Genomic DNA, 22,012 nt, shown 5'->3' with positions numbered 1-22,012 from the left:
ATGCTCCCTATCTCAGTCAGAAGTCTGCCGCCCCTTGCCGCGAGGATCAAGGCAGGACATTCCGCAACCGGTTTGCATCTGGGCCAAGACCTTGTTCACCGCAGTCCAGAACGAATCTTGATTGCAGCGCCCAGCAGATGTATCTGACAGCCATGACCCACGTTTTGGCCCACCATATCGAGCTGCAAGACCGCGCACGCCTGCGCGAGCGGTTCTTTGGCGCCGCCCGCACGGTCCTGGCGCGGCTATAAGGCTGCCGCCAAGCCCTTTTGCCAGCTATATTCCAAAAACTACGGGAGAGGACTCATGTCCCCCAAAACGCTCTACGACAAAATCTGGGATGCGCATGTCGCGCATGAAGCCGAGGACGGCACCTGCCTGCTCTACATCGACCGCCACCTGGTTCACGAAGTGACCAGCCCGCAGGCATTCGAAGGCCTGCGCATGGCCGGCCGCAAGGTGCACGCACCGGAAAAGACCATCGCCGTGCCGGATCACAACGTGCCGACCACGCTCGACCGTGCCAAGGGCATCGAGAACGAGGAAAGCCGCATCCAGGTTGAGGCCCTCGACAAGAACGCCCGCGAATTCGGCGTGCATTACTACCCGGTCGATGACGTCCGCCAGGGCATCGTGCACATCGTCGGCCCGGAACAGGGCTGGACCCTGCCCGGCATGACCGTGGTCTGCGGCGACAGCCACACCGCCACCCACGGCGCCTTTGGCGCGCTGGCACATGGCATCGGCACCTCCGAGGTCGAGCACGTGCTGGCCACCCAGACGCTGATCCAGAAAAAGTCCAAGAACATGAAGGTGGAGATCACCGGCAAGCTGAAGCCGGGCGTGACCGCCAAGGACATCACCCTCGCGGTGATCGGCGAGACCGGCACTGCCGGCGGCACCGGCTATGTCATCGAATATTGCGGCGAAGCGATCCGTGATCTGTCAATGGAAGGCCGCATGACCGTCTGCAACATGGCCATCGAAGGCGGCGCGCGCGCCGGCCTGATCGCGCCGGACGAAACCACCTTTGAATACGTCAAAGGCCGCCCGCACGCCCCCAAAGGCGCCCAGTGGGAAGCGGCGCTGAACTGGTGGAAGACGCTTTACACCGACGAAGGCGCGCATTTCGACAAGGTCGTCACCCTGAAGGGCGAGGACATCGAGCCGGTTGTGACCTGGGGCACCTCCCCCGAGGACGTGCTGCCGATCACCGGTGTGGTTCCATCGCCTGAAGACTTCACCGGCGGCAAGGTCGAGGCAGCACGCCGCTCGCTCGAGTACATGGGCCTGACTCCCGGCCAGAAACTGACCGACATCGAGATCGATACCGTGTTCATCGGCTCCTGCACCAACGGCCGCATCGAAGACCTGCGCGCTGTGGCAGAGGTCGTGAAGGGCAAGAAGATCAAGGACGGCATGCGTGCCATGGTCGTTCCGGGCTCTGGTCTGGTCCGCGCTCAGGCCGAGGAAGAAGGCATCGCCGAGATCCTCCAGGACGCAGGCTTTGAGTGGCGCCTTGCGGGCTGCTCCATGTGTCTGGCGATGAACCCTGACCAGTTGTCCGAAGGCGAGCGTTGCGCCGCAACCTCCAACCGCAACTTCGAAGGTCGTCAGGGCTACAAGGGCCGCACCCATCTGGTGTCGCCTGCGATGGCTGCCGCCGCTGCCCTTACCGGCAAGCTGACCGACGTGCGCGAGCTGAATTAAGGAGCGAGCAAAATGGAAAAGTTCACAAAAATCCAAGGCATCGCTGCCCCCATGCCGCTGGTCAACATCGACACCGACATGATCATCCCCAAGGTGTTCCTGAAGTCCATTCAGCGCACCGGGTTCGGAAAGAACCTGTTCGACGAGATGCGCTATAACCGTGACGGCTCCGAGATCGAGGACTTCGTGCTGAACAAGCCGCAGTACCGCGACGCCGAGATCCTGATCGCGGGCGACAACTTTGGCTGCGGCTCCTCGCGCGAACATGCGCCTTGGGCCATTGCCGATTTTGGCATAAAGTGCATCGTGTCCACATCCTTCGCGGACATCTTCTTCAACAACAGCTTCAAGAACGGCATCCTTCCGATCGTCCTGCCGCAAGAGCAGGTCGACATCCTGATGAAGGACGCAGAGAAAGGCGCCAACGCGCGCATGACTGTCGACCTGGAAGCGCAGGAAATCACCACTTCCGATGGCGAGGTGATCACCTTCGAAGTTGATGCGTTCAAAAAGCACTGCCTGCTGAATGGTCTGGACGACATCGGCCTGACAATGGAGAAATCCGCATCCATCAAGTCGTTTGAGGACAAGGCCAGCCAGGAACGCCCCTGGGTCTGATTGCCCTGCACATGACATCATCAAAGCCGCCCGATCCGGGCGGCTTTTTTGTTTCGCGGCCCCGCCCCATGCGAGGGCGTCAAAACTTTGCCACATTGATTGCCAAGTGCCCATCCTGGAGCCGCGACCGATTGGTTTGAGGTTTGATTGGAACAGGGCGTATGGGGGCCTGTTGATAAGTCATTGATTATACACAGCCCTCTGGCCGTTACTGATGCAAACTGGCACCAGTCGGCCTGTGACTGAGGCAAAATGGACCTGCACCCCCTCACCCCTGCTTGAGCGGAATCGGGTTTGCAGGCACAAATAAGGCGGAATTGAGGCACGGTCCGGTAAAGACACCCCAGCAAGGGATGCGCCCGGATCACCAAGTTGGAACACGGCACGGCAATGTACCGGCTGGTCCGATTTGAGAGGATCGAGACGTGATAACACGCATTTCAGGCGCGGCCATCCGAGGCGTTTTCATCGCATTGCTGATCGCGATGCCGTCTCTGCTCTTGCCTGTTGCGGCCACCAAATCACCCGAAGTGATCGCCCTTCTTGCCATTCTGGCCGCAGGTCTGACATTTGCGGAATACTCTTCGAACTATCCCAGTTTCATGGAATTCCGCGATGCGCCCCCACTCAACCGGATGCGGTTCGTCGCGCTTAGCCTCATGGTTCTTTCGCTCAGCCTGCTGGCACGCCATCCGCTCGAGGGCACGGCTCTGACCGGATTGCTCAGCGGCTTGGCCTATGGCTTGGCTGGGGTGCTGGATTTCCCGTTCTCCCCGGTTCAATTGACTGGGCTGATGATGCCCGCCCATGCGCCTGCACCTTTGTTGGCGCAGGTGATGGCAGCTGCCGCGCTGGCCTTTGTGATCGCGTTTCTTGCTGTAGCGAGCTTTTTCATCGCGATCCGCTGGCAGAACTGGCCGCTTGGCAATGGGCCGTTCAACGTATGGACCAATCTGCCCCTGTTTGACCCAACAGCCGGAGGCGATGTGGTCCAGCGCCTGCAACGCGACGCCCGCATCAACATCATTGCAGGGGTGCTGTTGCCCTTTGGCTTGCCCGCCGCCGCCAAAATGCTGAGCGGGATTGCCGATCCGACGCTGCTGTCGTCGCCTCAGACCCTTGTCTGGGTGATGTCGTTCTGGGCCTTTCTCCCCGCCTCCATGATCATGCGGGGGTTGGCGATGCAACGGATTGCCGAACTGATCACCTTCAAACGGCGCGCAGCCTATGCCGACGCCGAAGCCTTGCAGATCGCATGAGGTTTTGGGCCGCCCTCTGCACGGCCCTCCTGCTGCCGCTCGCTGCGCAAGCCGAAACAGCAATAGCACTGCAGACAGATCGAATTCGGATTGCGACGTTCAACACGGAACTGTCACGCAAGGGACCGGGCCTGCTGCTGCGCGACCTGCTCCGACAAAAGGATCCGCAGATCGCCGCAGTGGCAAAGACAATCACCGCGGCTGACCCTGATATCCTTCTATTGCAAGGGATGGACTGGGATTTGAACAGCGCGACCCTAAACGCCTTTGCCGACCTCCTGGCAGAGACCATCGCCCCTTATCCTCATCGTTTTGCCCCCCGCCCAAACAGCGGTCTCGCAACGGGGCTTGATATGGATAGCAATGGCAGACTGGGAGAAGCGCGCGACGCCCAGGGATATGGTCGTTTCACGGGCCAGGGGGGCATGGCCCTGTTGTCCCGTCACCCCATCCATTCAAGCCAAGTTCGTGATCTCTCTGCCCTGTTGTGGAAAGATCTGCCGGGGGCGGTGCTGCCTGTCCATCCTGATGGCTCTCCCTTTCCATCGGCAGAGGCGAGAGACGCGCAACGTCTATCGAGTACGGGCCATTGGGTTGTGCCGATCCAACTGCGAGATGACGTCACCCTGACGCTCATGGCGTTTCAGGCAACCACGCCGCTCTTTGACGGAGAGGAAGATCGCAACGGCCTGCGAAACCGCGATGAAATCCGGCTCTGGCAGGTGCTGCTGGATGGAGATCTCGGCCCGGTGCCAACGCCCCCATTTGTCATTGCAGGCGGCGCCAGTCTGGACCCCAGACGCGGCGCGGGCCACCGCGATACAATCTCCCGCCTGCTGCAAGACCCACGCCTGCAGGATCCCCGCCCAACTGGCGCAGACGGGCGTGTTGCAACAGTGGATTGGGGCAAGTCAGGTCGCATGCGGGTGGATTATCTGGTGCCGTCCCGCGCCATGAACGTGCTGGACGCGAGGCTGATCTGGCCCGCAGAAATTCCAGCCCCGGATGGCGACGGCGACCGGCTGGCCAGCCGCCATGCCCTCGTCTGGATAGATCTGGAAATTCCCAGCAGCGCCGACTGAAACAACATGGCGCGAAAACCCCACTTTTAGCCATAAAAATAAAGCGACGCGGCGCTATATATGGCCCCGAACATTGACCCAAGAGCGATGTGCCGTTACCCCGGCGGCAACGGTTTCAAGGAGTACCCATATGTCCAACCCATCGATTCTGATTCTGCCCGGTGACGGCATCGGCCCCGAGGTCATGGCAGAGGTTCGCAAGATCATCACATGGTTCGGCGACAAGCGCGATCTGGCCTTTGATGTGAGCGAGGATCTGGTTGGCGGCGCGGCATATGACGTGCACGGCAAACCGCTCGCGGATGAGACCATGGACAAGGCCCAGAATGTGGACGCAGTTCTGCTGGGTGCTGTGGGTGGTCCGAAATACGACGATCTTGATTTCTCGGTGAAGCCCGAGCGCGGCCTGTTGCGTCTGCGCAAGGAAATGGACCTCTACTCCAACCTGCGCCCTGCCCAGTGCTTTGATGCGCTGGCTGATTTCTCTTCGCTGAAAAAGGACATCGTGGCCGGTCTCGATATCATGATCGTGCGCGAACTGACCTCCGGCGTCTACTTCGGCGAGCCGCGCGGCATCTTTGAAGAGGGCAACGAGCGCGTTGGCATCAACACCCAGCGCTACACCGAATCCGAGATCGAGCGCGCGGCACGTTCCGCGTTTGAGCTGGCGATGCGCCGCAACAAAAAGCTCTGCTCGATGGAAAAAGCCAACGTGATGGAATCCGGCATCCTGTGGCGCGAGGTGGTGACCCGCGTTGCAGCGGATTATCCCGAAGTAGAGCTTTCCCACATGTACGCCGACAATGGCGCCATGCAGCTGGTGCGCGCGCCCAAACAGTTCGACGTGATCCTGACCGACAACCTGTTCGGCGACATCCTGTCCGACTGCGCCGCAATGCTGACCGGTTCGCTGGGCATGCTGCCCTCCGCGTCTCTTGGTGCACCAATGGCAAACGGCCGCCCCAAGGCGCTCTATGAGCCGGTGCACGGCTCGGCCCCCGACATTGCGGGCCAGGGCAAGGCAAACCCGATTGCCTGTATCCTCAGCTTTGCGATGGCGCTGCGCTACAGCTTTGATCAGGGCGCCGAGGCTGACCGCCTGGAAGCGGCGGTTGAAAAGGTGCTGGCAGACGGCCACCGCACGGCGGATCTGCTGGGTGAAGAAGGCGTATCGCCGATCAGCACCTCAGAAATGGGCGATGTGATTGTCGCGGCGCTCGACGCAAGCCTCTGAGCCGATAGATTTGCACAGTTTCAGGAAAGGGCCGGGTCACCGGCCCTTTTCGCTTTCTCGGACCTCACGCACCATCTAGGCGCAAAAGCCGATTTCTGTTAAGTCACCACCATCTGTTAGCGCTAGCCGCTCGCGGAACCTGTCAGCCCAGCATAAATCAGCGATTTCACATGAACGTCAAAGCCGCCCTGCTTGCCCTGCTTGCCTATGCGATTTTCTCCACCCACGATGTCGTGGTTAAGGTCTTGGGCGCAAATATCTCGCCGATTCAGCTGGTTTTCTTCAGCAGCCTTCTGTCCTTTCCGCTGATCATGCTGATGCTGATCAAGGATGTGACCCCCGGCCATCTGCGCCCGGCCCATCCGTGGTGGACCGCGCTGCGCTCTATCACGATGTCTCTGGTGCCGGCCTCTGCGTTTTACGCGTTTTCAGAGCTGCCGCTCGCGCAGGCCTACGCGCTGCTGTTTGTCACCCCGTTGCTGATTACACTGTTGTCGATCCCCATTCTGGGTGAACGCGTGGGACTGCCGCGATTGGGTGCCGTTCTGGTTGGATTCATCGGCGTCATGGTTGTCCTGCGTCCCGGGGCAACGACACTTGGCCTGGGCCACGCTGCCGCCTTGTTTGCCGCGTTGTGTGCAGCGTTCCAGTCGGTTGTGCTGCGCAAGATCAGCGCCGATGAACGCCGGGTGGTTCTGATGATTTACCCAATGCTCACCACATTTGCCGTCATGGGGATTGCACTGCCTCTCGTCTACGTCCCGATGGAAGGCAGCATGTTCGCAGGAATCGCGGTTGTGGCGTTGTTTGGTTTCTGCGCCACCTTGTTGACGGTCAGTGCATACACCATCGGCGAAGCCGCCATCGTGGCGCCGATGCAGTATTCGCAGATCATCTGGGCCACTTTGTTTTCAGTGCTGATGTTTGGAGAAACGGTCGATGTGATGACCCTGACAGGCGCCGCAATTATCATCGCCAGCGGTATTTTTATCGTTTTGCGCGAAGCATTTGGCGGCCGGTCGGACAATACGCCAGTGCTGCGGACCCGCACCCGTGGCTACACCGCCGGCGGCACCAATGTGTCGCTGATCCTCAAACGCAAAGGCGTGCAAAAAGCCAGCGAATAGGGCTTGCATATCCCGGTCACCCCGTGTACTCCCGCGCCACGGTCGGAGCGTAGCTCAGCCTGGTAGAGCACTGTCTTCGGGAGGCAGGGGCCGGAGGTTCGAATCCTCTCGCTCCGACCAATAAAACAAGGCGCCCTTGGGCGCCTTTTGTTTTGTCTGCAACCCGCAAAAAAACGGGCCACAGCAGATTTCTACCGAGGCCCGATTGAATTACAGACAGTGATGGGGCGATTACCCGTTGTGCAGTCGGTCCAAAAGCGCGCCCAGCACCTTTTTCTCGTCGGCCGAGCATTTTGCCGTGCGGCTGCGCCAAAGGGTCGCCTGAGACCGCAAGACCGGGCCATCTGACAAAAGCTTCAGGTGGTTTGCACGCAGGGTTTCGCCGGTGGAGGTGATATCTGCCACCATCTCGGCGGTTTCATTCTTCACCGTGCCTTCGGTCGCACCTTGGCTGTCAACCAGCTGATAGTCCGCCACCCCGGCATCCATCAGGTATTCACGCACCAGGCGATGGTATTTCGTTGCAATCCGCAGGCGGTGGCCATGTTTGCGACGAAATGCGGCTGCAACCGCATCAAGGTCATCCAGCGTGTCCACATCGACCCAAAGCTGAGGAACAGCCAAGATCAGATCCGCATGACCGAACCCAAGCGGTGCAACTTCCTCGACCTGTTGCTCCCAGAGCGGCAGCTTTTCCTGCACAAGGTCAGTGCCCGTCACCCCGAGGTGGATCCGCCCCGCCGCCAGTTCACGCGGAACTTCCCCAGCGGACAGCAGCACAAGGTCGACGCCATCGACGCCCTCAACAGCGCCCGCGTATTCGCGATCAGAGCCCGTGCGGCTCAGCGTGATGCCACGCTTGGCAAACCACTCAAAGGTCTTTTCCATCAGCCGCCCCTTGGACGGCACACCAAGTTTGAGGGTCATTGCTCTGCCCCTTCCAGTCGCAGCATCAAGTCCGGGCGCAGTACGCCACCCACGGCGGGAATCTCGGCGCCCTGCCCCAGTTGGCGGGTCAGAGCATCATAGCGACCGCCGCTGGCGATCACCGGCAGATCCGGGCGCGCATCAGCGTAGAAGCCGAACACAAAGCCATCGTAGTATTCCATCGATGTCCGACCATAAGACGCTTCGAAGTCGAGCGTTTCGATATCAATTCCGCGGGCTTTCATTGCTGCCGTGCGCGCATCAAGGCGATCAAGCGCAGGATTGATGGATGGCAGATCCACCGCGATGTCGCGCAGCTGCTCAGACGCGTATGGGATGGTTTCCCGCACCGCCATCAGCGCCTCAAGCGCGAGAATCTCATGCTCTGCGATCGGGGGTTCCGCCGCATCGGCGCGCAGCGCATCAACCCGCGCATCGATTTCAGCCGGGCGGCGTTTGCCGATTGCGGGAACCTGTCCAGTCAGCACGCCTTCAGTTGACAGAAGCTTGCGCCGGCTGTCCGCAAGCGGAGCGCGGCCCGCAAACCGGTCAAGAAGCGCACGGAACCGGCGCGGGCGCCAGATATGGCGCATCAGCGCGGCCTTGCGCAGGTCCGTCGTGTTCAGCCCCTGAACCGCAGCCATCAGAATACCAATATCACCGGTTGCCGCGCGAACGGGCATGTCGCGCAACTGCAGTGCGATCAGGGCAAAGACTTCGGCATCTGCGCTGGCGGGATCCTTGCGGTCGAAGACCTCATACCCCACCTGGAGATACTCGTTTGCACGGTCTTCGTCGTGCTCCTGGCGACGAAACACCTCTCCTGCATAGGTATAGCGCGCCGGTTCAGCGCCGTGGCTCATATGCATCTGCACGACCGGTACGGTGAAATCGGGGCGCAGCATCTGCTCCCCGCGCAGCGCATCGGTAGTCACATAGGCACGGGCGCGAATGTCCTCGCCATAGAGATCAAGCAGGGTTTCTGCAGGTTGCAGATAAGGCGGTTCGACCACGCGGGCCCCTGCGGCTTCAAAATTCATCCGAAGCCGGGCGGCCAGCGCCAAGGCGTTCATACGATCGCTCATCGGTTCAGTCCTGACTTGCGAGGATTTCCCGCACTTTCGCCACCAGATCACCGCGTGGCACCTCAAACTGGCTGGGGCGTTCTTTCCACTCTTCCAGCGTCGCGCTCTCGGCGATCTTGGCCCCAAGGATGAGATCCTTGATCTGGATGACGCCGCGCTCTTTTTCCTCACCACCTTCGATGATGGCGATGGGAGAATTGCGTTTGTCTGCGTATTTCAGCTGGTTGCCAAAATTCTTGGGGTTGCCGAGATAAACCTCTGCCCGGATGCCTGCGTTGCGCAGTTCAGCGACCATTGCCTGATAATCCGCCATGCGGGCCTTATCCATGACCGTGACCACAACAGGGCCAGTCGGTGTCGTGGACAGACGTCCCTTTTCACGCAGCGCAGCCAGCAGGCGATCGACACCAATCGACACACCAACCGCCGGGACTTCCTGACCGATGAAGCGTTTGACAAGCCCATCATAGCGGCCACCACCTGAGACAGAACCGAACTGACGCTTGCGGCCCTTTTCATCCAGGATTTCAAAGGTCAGCTCAGCCTCAAAGACCGGGCCGGTGTAATAGCCAAGCCCGCGCACGATAGAGGGGTCAATCAGCACCTGATCGGCACCGTAACCACCGGCGGCGATCAACTCACCGATCTGTTCCAGTTCCGCGATGCCTTCGGCCCCGACTTTGCTGTCGCCGACAGCTGCACGCAGGTTGGCCATGGTTCCGGCGACATCATCCGCACGGGAGGTCAGGAATGCGATCACAGGGTCGGCCTGCGCCTCGCCCAGACCGACACCGTCGATATAGGCACCAGATGCATCCAGACGTCCTTTGCCCAGCAGCTCGCGCACGCCTGCTTCGCCGACCTTGTCGAACTTGTCGATGGTGCGCAGAACGTCGTCGCGTTTGGGGTCGTCTTCTGCCAGGCCCATTGCTTCCAGAACGCCGTTCAGCACCTTGCGGTTGTTGACACGCACCAAATAGTCACCGCGCGGAATGCCGACGGTTTCCAGCGTGTCAGACAGCATCATGCAGATTTCGGCATCTGCTGCCATCGAAGCGGTGCCAACGGTATCAGCATCACACTGATAGAACTGGCGGTAGCGGCCAGGACCGGGTTTCTCGTTGCGCCAGACCGGCCCCATCGCGTAGCGGCGATAGGGGTTGGGCAGATGATTGCGGTGCTGGGCATAGACGCGGGCCAGGGGCGCCGTCAGATCGTAACGCAGCGCCATCCAGTCGCCCTTGCCATCGTCATCCGCTTCTTGCCAGGCAAAGACGCCTTCATTGGGGCGGTCGACATCGGGCAGGAATTTACCCAGCGCTTCGACCGTCTCAACAGCCGAGGATTCAAGCGCATCAAAGCCGTAATGATGATAGACACCCGCGATGGCCTGCAACATCTCAGTGCGCTGGCTCACCTCTTCGCCGAAATAGTCACGGAATCCTTTGGGCGTGATCGCCTTTGGACGGGGCTGTTTCTTGACTTTGGCCATCTTGGCCTCCTCGGGGTGTCGAAATGGGACAATTACTCGCCCGGCGGTCTAGCCCAAGGCAGGCTCAACAGCAAGGCGGCAGAGCGGCATGCCCCCTCGCCCACCCCTGCGGCGCCTCATATGCGGGCAGAGTGTTTCAGATCCGTGACAGCATGGACCTACCCGCCCCAACCGCATATGAGAGCATCAGACCAAGGAGACAGCCATGCAACATCTCGAAGAGCAGATCGCCCACCTGACCCGAACTGTCGACGAGCTGAGCGATGTGATCAGCCGCCAGCAAGGCGAGATCGACCGGCTGACCCACCGTGTCGCCATGCTGATGGAGCGCGAACGCGCCCGTGATCAGGAAGGCAACGGTGGTGTTATTCTGGGTGACGAACGTCCCCCCCACTATTGATCCGGATCTGATTGGGCCAAGCCTGCTTCTGTGCCGCAACGGCGCACTTGGCTGACATCGTGAACCGGTTAGTCTCGCCCTGACAACAGATTTGGGGAGAGCGCATCATGCTGCAGGGCATTCGGATCATCGAAATCGAAGGGCTGGGGCCCGGTCCGTTTGCGGCGATGATGCTGGCGGATCTTGGGGCGGATGTCATCTGCGTTCATCGCAAGGGCAAAAAGCCAGATGGCCTTGCTCCGGCCCAGGCGATTTTGGATCGCGGCAAACGTTCCATCGAGCTGGATCTCAAAGACCCGCAGGACGTCGAGACCCTGTTGCAACTGCTGGAGACGGCCGATGGTCTGATCGAAGGGTTCCGCCCCGGTGTGATGGAACGGCTGGGACTGGGCCCTGACGAATGTCACGCGCGCAATCCGGGCCTGATTTTTGGCCGCATGACGGGCTGGGGTCAGGACAGCCCCCTGTCCCAATCCGCAGGCCATGACATGAACTATATCGCCATGTCCGGCGCGCTTTGGCACAGCTCTCTGCCCGGCACCCCACCGATGGCAACGCCTACGTTGGTCGGCGACATCGGCGGAGGCGCGCTTTACCTTGTGGCCGGCATTCTGTCGGCCCTGCTTGCCCGCAAGGACCGTGCAAGCGATGGATGCGTGGTGGATGCCGCAATCTATGACGGCTCAGCCCATATGATGAACCTGTTGATGACGCTGCAGCAGGCAGGTCAGTTCGGTCATCCCCGTGGCGAAAATCTACTGGACGGCCCCCACTGGAGCCGGGCTTATACCTGTGCTGACGGGGGCCATATCACGGTGCAGTGCCTTGAGCCGCAATTCTATCAGGTGTTTTTGAAACACATGGAGCTGACGGACGATCCCGACTTTGCCCGCCAATATGACAAGTCGATGTGGCCCGTTCTCAGCGCCCGGCTTGCCGGGATTTTTGTGACCCGACCGCGCGATCACTGGGCAGCGATGTTCGAGGGAAGCGATGCCTGCGTTGCGCCTATTCTATCCCCCGAGGAAGCGCGGGATCATCAGATGAACACGCGCGGAACGTGGGTGCAGACAGGTGGGGGTCTTCAGGCCGCCCCAGCCCCCCGGTTTTCCAAAGGGATGGACGAGGGCACAAAATGGTCACCACCAGAAAGCCCCACCCGCGGACAGCACACCGCCGAAATCCTGAGAGACCTTGAAGACCTCAGGCGCTGAGGTCTTTCTTTCCCTTGGCAGCAGCGGCCTTCATGCGCTCCAGCAGCTCTGCTTTGTCAGATTTCTTGTCATAGGGGTTCTTTGCCGTCCCCTTGGCATTGTGCTCTGCGTGGCGGGGTTTGTTGCGGCCCGGCTTCACGCCGCCCATTCGGCTGTAGTCCATCGTAACACCTCCGGAAGGTTATGAAGATGCCGCTGATGCCGCATCTTCGCTGCCTTGGCAAGGTCAGTCGCCGCCGGTTCAGCCGTTGCGAACCGTGTCGATCATCAGTTGCACATTGTCCGGATCAGCATCCGGTGTGATCCCATGACCAAGGTTGAAGATATGCGGCCCGTTCTTGAAGGCCGCGACGATGCGCCGGGTCTCGTCGATCAGATCCTGTCCGCCGGTGACCATGTGGCGTGATGCAAGGTTGCCCTGAACGCAGCCATCGACCTGCACATTCGCAGCGGCCCATTCCGGATCAACAGAGTTGTCGAGCGCAACGCAGTCGATGCCCGTCGCCTTGGCAAAGCCAACATATTTATCGCCCGCCTCACGGGGGAAGCCGATGACCGGAATATGCGGATACCGTTCCTTCAGCGCAGCGGTGATCTGGCGGCAGGGTTCCAGCGCGTATTTCTCGAACGCCTCTCCCTTGAGCGATCCGGCCCAGCTGTCAAAAATCTTGACCACTTCTGCGCCCGCGTCGATCTGCATAGACAGATATTCGATGGTTGCCTCGGTAATGCGCGCCAGCAGGGCCTCGAACAGGGCCGTGTTTTCTTCGCGCAAGGCATGAGCCGGGCCCTGATCCGGGGTGCCACGACCTGCGATCATATAGGTCGCTACCGTCCAGGGCGCACCGGCAAAGCCAATCAGAGTTGTCTCGGACGGCAGCTCGCGCGAGAGGATGCGAACAGTCTCGTAGATCGGGTTCAGGGTCTCGTGGATGTCACTGACGGGGCCCAGTTTGGCAAAGTCTGCTTCGCTTGTGATCGTGGACAAGCGCGGCCCTTCGCCGGTCACAAACCACAAGTCTGCACCGAGTGCCTGCGGAATCAAAAGGATATCTGCAAACAGGATCGCCGCATCAAAGCCATAGCGGCGAATGGGCTGCAGCGTCACCTCTGCAGCGAGTTCGGGATTATAGCACAGCGACAGAAAATCACCGGCCTGCGCGCGGGTCGCGCGGTATTCGGGCAGATACCGGCCCGCCTGACGCATCATCCAGATCGGTGGGACATCCTGCGTCTCACCCGCCAATGCGCGCAGCAGCTTTTTCTGTTCGGCCATGTTCACCCTCATTTCTTTGCTGTCACTGAGGTCTAGCCTTGGCGGCAAATTGTCAAGGGCAGCAGGTGGGGTGCTTGTCATGGCATTATGTCGCGATTAAGGGTCAATACATGACACAGATTGACCTGCCCTCTCCCGCTTCGCCCCTGAAAATCGGCACCCGCGGATCGCCGCTGGCCCTGGCTCAGGCCTATGAAACACGCGCGCGACTGGCAGCCGCTTTTGACCTGCCCGACGATGCCTTCGAGATTGTGGTCATCAAGACCACAGGCGACAATCAGGCGCTGATTGCAGCTGACAAGCCACTGAAGGAGCTGGGCGGCAAAGGTCTGTTCACCAAGGAAATCGAGGAAGACCTGCTGTCAGGCGCCATCGACATTGCCGTGCACTCGATGAAGGACATGCCGGTCCAGCAACCCGAGGGGCTGATGCTCGACACCTATCTTCCCCGCGAAGATGTGCGTGATGCCTTTATTTCGCCCTCGCTGACATCGATCCATGATCTGCCCAAAGGGGCAGTCGTGGGCACCTCCTCGCTGCGGCGGCGGGCGCAGCTGCTGCACCGTCGGCCCGATCTGAACGTGGTGCAATTCCGTGGCAATGTGCAAACCCGATTGCGCAAGCTGTCGGAAGGCGTTGCGGAATGCACCTTTCTCGCCATGGCCGGTCTGAACCGGCTGGCGATGGCAGATGTCCCTGCCAATGCGATCGAAACGAATGACATGCTGCCGGCGGTTGCCCAGGGCGCCATCGGGATCGAGCGACGCACCAGTGACAGTCGCGCTGCCGACATGCTGGCCGCAATCCACGATCAGCAGACGGGACAGCGACTGGCCGCTGAACGCGCCTTTCTTGCGGCGCTGGATGGATCCTGCGAAACCCCTATTGCCGGTCTTGCAGAGCTGGACGGCACAACCCTGCGCCTGCGCGGAGAAGTGCTGCGCCCCGACGGCTCCGAGGCAATCAGCGACGATCAGAGCTGCCCAATCGAAGATGGCGCAGAGTTGGGCCGCGCCATGGCAGCAAAGCTTCTTGATCAGGCGGGCGAGGGTTTCTTCGACTGGAAACGCTGAGTTTTTGCTCAGATCTGGCCGGACCAGCGCAGCCAACGCTCTGGTCCGCCACCAAAAACATTCAGGTCCACGTTGCCCTCGATACCCGGCACCCGCCCTGTCCCGGTATATTGCCAGAAGCGCCACAGCGCACCGGGATAGGTGATATGGGGATGGTCCGCCACAGAGCGCAGCCAGAATTCGGTTCCGGGCAAGCGCCCAATCCCGGTGTCGCGGTAGAAATCAACTGTCGTGTAGAGCACCGGTCGACGGCCATAGTGGGCCTCAAGCAGATCCAGAAACCGTTTCGCTTCGGCCCGCACCTTGGCACCTGAGGGACGTTTGGTGCAGGTGCGCGAATGCGGCGTCCACTCCATATCCAGAACATGAGGCAAGGCCGCGCGATCGCGTGGCACGTGGCGAATGAACCAGCGGGCTTGCTCGGCGGCCGGTCTGCAGAAATAGAAATAGTGATAGGCACCGCGCTTCACGCCCGCGCGCCGGGCCGCCTGCCAGTGATCGCGAAATTTGGGATCCAGAAGATCCCCGCCTTCTGTCGCTTTGATATAGGCAAAACTAACGCCCGACCGGCGCGCCCGCTGCCAGTCTATGTCTCCCTGCCAGCGCGACACGTCGATACCGTGAATGGGATAAGACCAAGGTGTGCGCCCCTCCCAAGAATGGGGATCGCTGTCGGCAAATTTGGGGTTCGTAATCAGCCGCGCCTTCGCGGCCTCTAGTGCTGCCTCTGTCGCGCCGGGTTGAACCGGAACACCAATCGGCGGCGTCGGAGGTGGAGCAGAAACACGCGGCGCACACGCCATTGCCAGAAGCAACGCAACCAGACCGATCCCCTGCACCGCTTTGCCAATCCGCATGCCCTGCCCTCCCAAACCCTGCGCGTTCAATCGCGCTTTGGTTTAGTAGAGCCTGTTTGCCACCACCGGGCAATCACCAAGGACAAACAACCGAAAGATCAGCGATAAACCGCAGGAGCGGTTGCACGCCCATCAGATCCATTTCGCGAGCGGCGGCAGGCTCATCAGGACGGCGTTGGCGTCATGACCCGTTTCAAGGCCGAATTTGGTGCCCCGGTCATAGACGAGATTGTATTCCGCATAGAGCCCACGATGCACCAACTGGGCATCCTTTTCTGCCGCACCAAATGCAAGCGTGCGCCGCTGTTCCACCAAGGGCAGATAAGCCGGCAGAAACGCGCGTCCGATGTCCTGCGTCAGGGCGAAATCCGCCTCCCAATCGCCAGAGTTTCGATCGTCCATAAAGATGCCGCCGACCCCGCGGGCCCGCTTGCGGTGGGGGATGTAGAAATAGTCATCCGCCCATTCCTTCAGGCGGGGATACAGATCTTCGCCATGAGGGTCGAGGTGACGCTTTTGCACATGGTGGAAGTGTGCCGTGTCTTCGTCATATTCCAGACAAGGGTTGAGATCCGAACCGCCGCCGAACCACCAGGCGTGGGGCGTCCAGAACATCCGGGTGTTCATGTGGACCGCGGGCACATGCGGGTTCTGCATATGCGCCACCAGCGAAATCCCAGAGGCCCAGAACCGGGGATCATCCTTCATGCCCGGAATACCCTTGCGCGCGGCCATCGCGTGCTGCGCGCGCTCGCCCAGGGTGCCGTAGACTTCTGAAATGTTGACGCCCACCTTTTCAAACACACGGCCACCGCGCATGACGCTCATCAATCCGCCGCCCGCGTCGCTTCCATCCTCTGCTGTCCGTTTGGTTTCGCTGACATCGAAACGACCGGCAGGCTGGTCGCTGAACGGGCCCGTGTCATGGCTGTCTTCCAGCCCCTCAAACGCGGCAACGATGCTGTCTCGCAGGGATTTGAACCAGGCCGCGGCGCGAGCCTTTTCGTCGATCATGTCAGTGCTCATTGCGCAACCTCTGGCAACGGTGGGGGCGTTAGTGGACGGGGACTTCGACGGTGTCGAGCAGCGTGCGCCCACCATCAAGCGTGACGATCTGACCGGTCATGAAGGCAGCCGCGTCCGATGCAAGGAACTGTGCGGCCTCAGTGAGTTCGCTTGGCGAAGCAATCCGCCCCAAGGGGGTGTGTCGTTCGATATCCTGGCGAAAGGCCCGGTTGTCCTTGAGCGTTGCCTGCATCGAGGCACTCATGACGGAACCAAACGCAATAGAGTTCACCCGGATCCGATGCGGCGCCAGCGAGACCGACAGAGAGCGTGTCAGCTGATCCAACGCGGCGGAGGCAACGCAATAGGCCATCAGTTCGGGATGTGATCTGCGTGCCGCAATGGAGGACAAGTTGATGATTGCCCCGTTCGGGCCACCGTTGTCCCGTTCTTCGCCCTGTTTGATCATTCGGCGCGCCACTTGCTGCGACAGCCGCATGGTCGGCAGAAGGGTTTGATTGAGCAGCAATTCGAGCGACTGATCTTCGGGATCGAGCGGATCGGTTTGAACCACCTGACGCGCGCCATTCACCAGAATGTCCACCTCGTCAAAGGCATCAATGGTTGCCGACAAAAGGTTTGCAATCGTCAGTCGTTCACGCAGATCTCCGGCGAAATAGCGGATATTGCTTTCGTCTGCCTGCGTGCCCAGCTCTGCCAACAACGCGGCCTCATCCGTATCGGCAAACATCACGTTTGCTCCGGCAGCGGCGAATTGCTTGCCGATTGCCAAACCGATCCCGCTAGATGAACCGGTTACGATGGCGGTTTTGCCAGAGATGGAAAAAGACATGAATGACCTCCGTCATGTTCCCTGCCGCGCGAGGCGCTGCACGCTAGTGGCAACCTAAACTGCAGGGCGCGGCAAGGAAACCATCGTATTGCGGCACCCTTAGCGGCGATGCCGACGCGGACGGCTGGCGTGAAGCACTTTGAACCGATTGTCACCCGCGACCTCTTCTACCACGGCAAACTGCTCTGCCAGGGTGGTCTCATATGGCAGGTGCCGATTGGCCACCAACCAAAGAGAGCCCGCAGGCGCCAACATGCCCGAGGCCGCAGTGATAAAGGCCTGCCCAAGCGAGGGCTCTGCCGCGCGACCGGTGTGGAAGGGTGGGTTGGAAACGACGCAATCAACCCGGTCTGGTGCTTTCCATCCCCGCGCGTCAGCCCAGTGAAACTGGACCCGGTCATCAGAGATATTCTGCCGCGCACAAGACAGGGCAATATGATCAGCCTCGACCAGATGCAGAGACTGAACGTTTTCCCGTTTGAGAATTTCGGCAGACAGATAGCCCCATCCGCCCCCCAGATCGACGACATTGCGCCCCAGCTTTTCAGGCAACGCCGCCGCCAGAAGGGCCGAGGCCGGGTCGATGTCATCTGCAGAAAAGACACCTGGTGCCGTGGTAAACCCACCTGTGATCTGCTGCGGACCAGCCCGCCAATCTGCCAGATCAGCAGACGCCGCCTCAAACCAAAACGCCTTGCCGTGGGCCTTTGAGATCGCGCTGGAGAGGGTTGCGCGGGGTTTCAGTGCCTTCAGGATCGAATCGATTCCGTCAGTCTTGTTGCCATCAATCAGGACAGGGCCATCACAGACCGCGGTTGCGTCGGCAATCAGACTACGGGCCAAAGCCTTGGCGCGGGGCAGGAACACCACCGCAGCGGCGAAGCGATCATCCCCGGGCAGATCGGGCGAACAGGTATACCCTGCAGCGGCAAAGATTTCATGATCGGGGGCGAATGGCTGGACAATCAGCACCCTTTCTTTAGGCAAATCTGACAGATCCAGACCCGAGGCCGGATTGAAAACAGCGATGCGGCCAGTTTCGGGCACGGAAAATCCGCCCGTCTCGACGGCCAGGGACAGGCGAATAGACATGTTCTGGGGCCTCGTTATTCTTCTTTTTCCATCGTGCACTGCAGCGGATGCTGGTGACGATGCGCAAAATCCATGACCTGCCCAACCTTGGTTTCGGCAATTTCATGACTGAAGACACCCACAACAGCGACGCCTTTCTTGTGAACGGTCAGCATGACCTCGAACGCCTCGGCGTGGGTCATGTTGAAAAACCGCTCCAGAACCATGACGACAAATTCCATTGGCGTGTAGTCATCATTCAACAGCAGCACCTTGTACCGCGGCGGACGCTGTGTCTTCGGTCGGGTCTTGGTCAGGACACCGAATTCGGTATCGTCATCTGAATGGTCCGACATCATTACTGGCGTAGGCAGCATGGGCACTGAATTCCGATCATGGATGGATTTTGGTGTCCCGCTTATATAGCGTTTCTGACGGATAGGAAAAGGGATTGAGCGTGTTCGATTGACCCGAAATTTGACAACAATCGGCTTCGATGCCGACGATACCCTTTGGCATAATGAACGGTTTTTCCGTGTCACGCAGGACCGCTTTGCCGAATTGCTGATGGATCATGTTCCTGACACGGTTGATTCCCGGTCGCTCTCCGAACGCCTGTTGGCAGCTGAAAAACGCAATCTGGGCCGCTACGGCTATGGGGTGAAGGGGTTCACGCTGTCGATGATCGAAACCGCCATCGACGTGACCGAGGCACAGGTGCCTGCCAGCGTCATCCAGGAATTGATCACGGCAGGGCAGATGATGCTGTCCTATCCGATCGAACTGCTGCCTGCAGCACAAACCGCGGTGGAGGCACTCGCCGACAGTCACCGGGTGGTTCTGATCACCAAGGGGGATCTGTTGGATCAGGAGCGCAAGCTCGCCCAGTCTGGTCTGGGAGAGCTGTTTGACGGGGTAGAGATCGTGTCCGAGAAAACCCCCGCAGTTTACACCGACATCTTTGCGCGTCACGGCGACGGAGCCGAGAGATCAATGATGGTGGGGAATTCCATGCGCTCTGACGTGGTTCCTGTCATCGATGCAGGAGGTTGGGGCACCTATGTGCCGCATGGTCTGGTGTGGGAGGTGGAATATGCCCCCGCTCCCGAACACAGCGCACGCTACCGCGAAATTGCCGACCTCTCTGCCCTGCCCGATCTTGTGGCCGGTATCGGGTAGTCCGGCCGTAAGCCTTCATCACATTACACCACGACATTTCATAACATTCGACAGTTCGGACGGCCTTCATCATGCCTCACGCAGAAATCAAATATACCCAAGATATCACCCTCGACGCGCCCGCCATTCTGGAACGCATTGAACAGATCATTCTTGAACATGACGATGGCGCAGGAGCCTGTAAGGGCCGCGCCTTTCGCGTAGACGCGCATCACCACACACACGTCGACATCAAGGTGGCGCTGCTGGTGAAGGCCCATCGCGACGACGCCTTTTCGAACAGGCTGCTGGATTCGCTGAAAGCTGCGGTCATGGCGATGATTCCCCAAAACTGCCATTTTTCGCTGGAACTCATCTATTCCGGCCCCTTCTACTTCACCGGCACCCACGAGGTTTAGCGCCATCTGCGCACCCCAGCGATGACAGGTAGGGCTTGGCTGTTGCGCGGTGGCATCAACTGCCGCCGCTCCGGGCAGGATGACAGCAGTTCTGCAAGGTTTTTTTGCTAACCTTTCATTAACCAACAGCGCATTTAGTGGAGGGTGCGACTTTCATCCACTAGATATCGAAACACCTCACCTGTTCACGAAATTATGTAAAAAACCTCAAGGTTTATTCGGAACTGCCCCTGTGTTAGGGTTTTGCTAATCAGGCAAAAAAAGTCAGTCGGAAAACCGACGGCATAGAGGCATAGATGGCAGATAACGTGCAGGTCAGGCGGACTCCGCTGATCCTTGCGCAGCAGGTATCGCACCGGCTGTCGCGTTGGGTCTTGGGACTAGTTGTTTTTCTCACCATGATCATGGCTGCGCCTCCCAATGTTGGTGCGGCACCCTATGCTGCGATGGTGATTGACGCGCGCACCGGTGAGGTGCTGCACTCCCGCAACGCCGATACCCGTTTGCACCCGGCGTCTCTGACCAAGATGATGACGCTGTACATTGCGTTTGAGGCCGTCCGAAACGGCGAGATCACTCTCGACACCAAGGTGAAAATCAGCCGTAACGCGGCAGCGGAACCTCCATCAAAGCTGGGCCTCAAGGCAGGTCAACGCATTGCATTTCGCTATCTCATCCGCGCCGCAGCCATCAAATCCGCAAATGACGCAGCCACGGCAATTGGTGAAACACTGTCCGGATCCGAAGCTGCCTTTGCACGGCGCATGACCCGTACAGCCAAGGCGCTTGGCATGTCGCGTACCACATTCAAGAACGCGCATGGTCTGACCGAGAATGGCCATATGTCCACGGCGCGAGATATGACGACACTCGGGCGTCATATCCTTTATGACTATCCCGAATACTACAATCTGTTCTCTCGCAAATCAGCCGATGCCGGGGTGCGCACGGTGCCAAACACCAACCGCCGACTGCTTGCGGCTTATCGTGGTGCTGACGGCATCAAAACCGGTTACACTCGCGCTGCCGGTTTCAATCTGGTTGCGTCAGCCCAGCGAGGCAACGAACGGGTAATCGCGACGGTGTTTGGCGGCAAGTCCTCGACCTCGCGCAATGCAAAGGTTGCTGAACTTCTGGATCTGGGGTTCCGCCGGGCCCCCAGTCACGCAAAACTGCGCCGCCCGGCGCAGCCGCCTTATCAGGGCAACCGGGGGCTTGGCACTCAGGTCGCAAACGCTGACGGCACCGCAGGAAAAACAGTGCGCGTGTCCGGCCTTGTCAAAACCAGCCTGCGACCGAAACAACGACCAGAGAGCGAGACACAAGAACCAGCCACCCTGCTGGCGGAAGCAGACACTGAAGTCGACGCAGAGGCCATCGCGCAGCAAGTCGCAGAAGCGCAGGCAGCCGAAGTGCTGGCGACCGACGTTCTCGCAGCGGAGGCCACGCCGCAGCTGGATCGCGACGTTCTGCGCGCCAGCATCACCGCCGCCATTGAAGAGGCAGAAATCGTCTCTGCTGTTGCTGCGCAACCGACGACACCCATTGCGCAGACCTTGGCACGTCCCCGTCCCTTTACCGGTCTGCGCCCACAGGCGCGCCCTGCCCGCCTCGCCGAAAGCCAGGATGCAGCAGATCCGGAACCTGTGATCGTGACCCGCCTTTCCACCTCTGGCGGTCGCTACTGGGGCATCAATGTCGGACGCTACGGCAGCCGTTATCAGGCAGAAAAGGTGCTCCTGCGCACAGCACTGGCTGAGATGGCAACGTTGGACGGTTCCTTGCGCAAGGTGGTGAAAACGCCCCGCGGTTTCGACGCAAATTTCCTGGGCATGACCAAGGAAAGCGCAGCCCTCGCCTGTCGTCGCCTCACAGCCCGCAACATCAGCTGCGAGACGGTTGGTCCATCCTGACGCCAAACACAGACACCACCATCCATCAAAAAAGGCGCCCAAGCGGCGCCTTTTTCGTGTCTGTTCTATCCACCGGATCAGGGTTTGGGATGATCATCCCATTCATCACTCAGGATGCGCCGTGCATCCCCCTCGGGATCGTCATATTGGTTTGATCGTACCGTGTAGAGAAACCCCACAAGGCCAACTCCTCCGAGAAGAAGCGAAATCGGGATGAGATAGGACAAAACACTCATGTC

The 22,012-nt window shown here is 59.8% G+C and carries 24 protein-coding genes and 1 tRNA gene; 14 read left to right on the top strand and 11 right to left on the bottom strand.

What is annotated here, in order from left to right:
- The first annotated feature begins 137 nt into the window (after positions 1-137).
- The 8 genes from NIT7645_RS10685 (at position 138) to NIT7645_RS10650 (ending at position 7,150) form a co-directional block, all read left to right on the top strand.
- Positions 138-251: a hypothetical protein gene (locus tag NIT7645_RS10685; protein ID WP_008560989.1), complete on the top strand. Its 114-nt coding sequence runs from the start codon at positions 138-140 to the stop codon at positions 249-251.
- 55 nt (positions 252-306) lie between these two features.
- Positions 307-1,710: a 3-isopropylmalate dehydratase large subunit gene (gene leuC, locus NIT7645_RS10680; protein WP_008560856.1), complete on the top strand. Its 1,404-nt coding sequence runs from the start codon at positions 307-309 to the stop codon at positions 1,708-1,710.
- A gap of 12 nt (positions 1,711-1,722) precedes the next feature.
- Positions 1,723-2,328: a 3-isopropylmalate dehydratase small subunit gene (gene leuD / locus NIT7645_RS10675; RefSeq protein ID WP_008561597.1), complete on the top strand. Its 606-nt coding sequence runs from the start codon at positions 1,723-1,725 to the stop codon at positions 2,326-2,328.
- A gap of 425 nt (positions 2,329-2,753) precedes the next feature.
- Entirely contained in the window at positions 2,754-3,587 is an 834-nt protein-coding gene (locus NIT7645_RS10670; RefSeq protein WP_046211852.1) for a hypothetical protein, read from the top strand.
- On the top strand, positions 3,584-4,669 hold the full coding sequence (locus NIT7645_RS10665; RefSeq protein WP_050687022.1) for an endonuclease/exonuclease/phosphatase family protein: 1,086 nt from the start codon (positions 3,584-3,586) through the stop codon (positions 4,667-4,669). Before NIT7645_RS10670 ends, NIT7645_RS10665 begins: the two co-directional genes overlap by 4 nt.
- Positions 4,670-4,799: 130 nt before the next feature.
- Entirely contained in the window at positions 4,800-5,903 is a 1,104-nt protein-coding gene (gene leuB, locus NIT7645_RS10660) for a 3-isopropylmalate dehydrogenase (protein ID WP_008559825.1), read from the top strand.
- A gap of 170 nt (positions 5,904-6,073) precedes the next feature.
- Entirely contained in the window at positions 6,074-7,030 is a 957-nt protein-coding gene (locus NIT7645_RS10655) for a DMT family transporter (protein ID WP_046211850.1), read from the top strand.
- Positions 7,031-7,073: 43 nt separating this feature from the next.
- Positions 7,074-7,150, top strand: a tRNA-Pro gene (locus NIT7645_RS10650).
- A 111-nt stretch (positions 7,151-7,261) separates the two neighbouring features.
- Here NIT7645_RS10650 and hisG read toward each other — a convergent pair.
- From hisG to hisS, 3 genes are read right to left on the bottom strand one after another with little or no spacing between them, the layout of a single operon-like run.
- The gene (hisG, locus tag NIT7645_RS10645; protein ID WP_050674414.1) at positions 7,262-7,957 is read right to left on the bottom strand and encodes an ATP phosphoribosyltransferase; all 696 of its coding nucleotides are present in this window, start codon (positions 7,955-7,957) and stop codon (positions 7,262-7,264) included.
- Entirely contained in the window at positions 7,954-9,042 is a 1,089-nt protein-coding gene (locus tag NIT7645_RS10640) for an ATP phosphoribosyltransferase regulatory subunit (RefSeq protein ID WP_046211848.1), read from the bottom strand. The genes hisG and NIT7645_RS10640 overlap by 4 nt, the downstream gene beginning before the upstream one ends.
- Positions 9,043-9,046: 4 nt before the next feature.
- The gene (gene hisS, locus NIT7645_RS10635; protein ID WP_050687019.1) at positions 9,047-10,534 is read right to left on the bottom strand and encodes a histidine--tRNA ligase; all 1,488 of its coding nucleotides are present in this window, start codon (positions 10,532-10,534) and stop codon (positions 9,047-9,049) included.
- A 205-nt stretch (positions 10,535-10,739) separates the two neighbouring features.
- Here hisS and NIT7645_RS10630 point away from each other — a divergent pair, with 205 nt between their 5' ends.
- Both NIT7645_RS10630 and NIT7645_RS10625 read left to right on the top strand, forming a co-directional pair.
- Positions 10,740-10,934: a SlyX family protein gene (locus NIT7645_RS10630; RefSeq protein ID WP_008562355.1), complete on the top strand. Its 195-nt coding sequence runs from the start codon at positions 10,740-10,742 to the stop codon at positions 10,932-10,934.
- A 107-nt stretch (positions 10,935-11,041) separates the two neighbouring features.
- Positions 11,042-12,148 (top strand): CaiB/BaiF CoA transferase family protein, encoded by a 1,107-nt coding sequence (locus NIT7645_RS10625; protein ID WP_050687018.1) that lies wholly within the window; start codon positions 11,042-11,044, stop codon positions 12,146-12,148.
- On the opposite strand, the gene NIT7645_RS19515 is transcribed toward NIT7645_RS10625, so the two are convergent.
- Together NIT7645_RS19515 and hemE are read right to left on the bottom strand one after the other, a co-directional pair.
- On the bottom strand, positions 12,138-12,311 hold the full coding sequence (locus tag NIT7645_RS19515; RefSeq protein ID WP_037302667.1) for a hypothetical protein: 174 nt from the start codon (positions 12,309-12,311) through the stop codon (positions 12,138-12,140). The genes NIT7645_RS10625 and NIT7645_RS19515 overlap by 11 nt on opposite strands.
- A 78-nt stretch (positions 12,312-12,389) precedes the next feature.
- On the bottom strand, positions 12,390-13,424 hold the full coding sequence (gene hemE, locus NIT7645_RS10615; RefSeq protein WP_050687111.1) for a uroporphyrinogen decarboxylase: 1,035 nt from the start codon (positions 13,422-13,424) through the stop codon (positions 12,390-12,392).
- A gap of 110 nt (positions 13,425-13,534) precedes the next feature.
- Between hemE and hemC the strand changes: the two genes are divergently transcribed.
- The gene (gene hemC, locus NIT7645_RS10610) at positions 13,535-14,497 is read left to right on the top strand and encodes a hydroxymethylbilane synthase (protein ID WP_050687016.1); all 963 of its coding nucleotides are present in this window, start codon (positions 13,535-13,537) and stop codon (positions 14,495-14,497) included.
- An 8-nt stretch (positions 14,498-14,505) separates the two neighbouring features.
- Here the strand turns inward: hemC and NIT7645_RS10605 are convergent, their stop codons facing one another.
- The 5 genes from NIT7645_RS10605 to clpS all read right to left on the bottom strand — a co-directional run bounded on the left by NIT7645_RS10605 (position 14,506) and on the right by clpS (position 18,660).
- Complete coding sequence (locus NIT7645_RS10605) at positions 14,506-15,354, bottom strand: glycoside hydrolase family 25 protein (protein WP_050687014.1); 849 nt, start codon at positions 15,352-15,354, stop codon at positions 14,506-14,508.
- A 132-nt stretch (positions 15,355-15,486) separates the two neighbouring features.
- Positions 15,487-16,380, bottom strand: coding sequence for an oxygen-dependent coproporphyrinogen oxidase (gene hemF, locus NIT7645_RS10600; RefSeq protein ID WP_046211844.1), 894 nt, complete (start codon positions 16,378-16,380; stop codon positions 15,487-15,489).
- Positions 16,381-16,408: 28 nt separating this feature from the next.
- Complete coding sequence (locus NIT7645_RS10595) at positions 16,409-17,212, bottom strand: SDR family NAD(P)-dependent oxidoreductase (RefSeq protein ID WP_008560396.1); 804 nt, start codon at positions 17,210-17,212, stop codon at positions 16,409-16,411.
- A gap of 99 nt (positions 17,213-17,311) precedes the next feature.
- The gene (locus NIT7645_RS10590) at positions 17,312-18,304 is read right to left on the bottom strand and encodes a class I SAM-dependent methyltransferase (protein ID WP_050687012.1); all 993 of its coding nucleotides are present in this window, start codon (positions 18,302-18,304) and stop codon (positions 17,312-17,314) included.
- 14 nt (positions 18,305-18,318) lie between these two features.
- Complete coding sequence (clpS, locus tag NIT7645_RS10585; RefSeq protein WP_037302665.1) at positions 18,319-18,660, bottom strand: ATP-dependent Clp protease adapter ClpS; 342 nt, start codon at positions 18,658-18,660, stop codon at positions 18,319-18,321.
- Positions 18,661-18,748: 88 nt separating this feature from the next.
- Here clpS and NIT7645_RS10580 point away from each other — a divergent pair, with 88 nt between their 5' ends.
- The 3 genes from NIT7645_RS10580 (at position 18,749) to NIT7645_RS10570 (ending at position 21,773) form a co-directional block, all read left to right on the top strand.
- Positions 18,749-19,462: an HAD family hydrolase gene (locus tag NIT7645_RS10580; RefSeq protein WP_037302664.1), complete on the top strand. Its 714-nt coding sequence runs from the start codon at positions 18,749-18,751 to the stop codon at positions 19,460-19,462.
- 71 nt (positions 19,463-19,533) lie between these two features.
- Positions 19,534-19,860 carry a hypothetical protein gene (locus NIT7645_RS10575; protein ID WP_050687009.1) on the top strand — a complete coding sequence of 109 codons (327 nt, stop codon included), beginning with the start codon at positions 19,534-19,536 and terminating at the stop codon, positions 19,858-19,860.
- Positions 19,861-20,156: 296 nt separating this feature from the next.
- Positions 20,157-21,773 (top strand): D-alanyl-D-alanine carboxypeptidase family protein, encoded by a 1,617-nt coding sequence (locus NIT7645_RS10570; protein WP_050687007.1) that lies wholly within the window; start codon positions 20,157-20,159, stop codon positions 21,771-21,773.
- 77 nt (positions 21,774-21,850) lie between these two features.
- Here the strand turns inward: NIT7645_RS10570 and ccoS are convergent, their stop codons facing one another.
- Positions 21,851-22,009, bottom strand: a complete 159-nt coding sequence (ccoS, locus tag NIT7645_RS19285; protein ID WP_008561556.1) for a cbb3-type cytochrome oxidase assembly protein CcoS — start codon at positions 22,007-22,009, stop codon at positions 21,851-21,853.
- Between the last annotated feature and the right edge of the window lie 3 nt (positions 22,010-22,012).

Source organism: Phaeobacter italicus (assembly GCF_001258055.1).
Classification (GTDB): domain Bacteria; phylum Pseudomonadota; class Alphaproteobacteria; order Rhodobacterales; family Rhodobacteraceae; genus Phaeobacter; species Phaeobacter italicus.
This window is presented reverse-complemented; position numbering and strand designations above follow the sequence as displayed.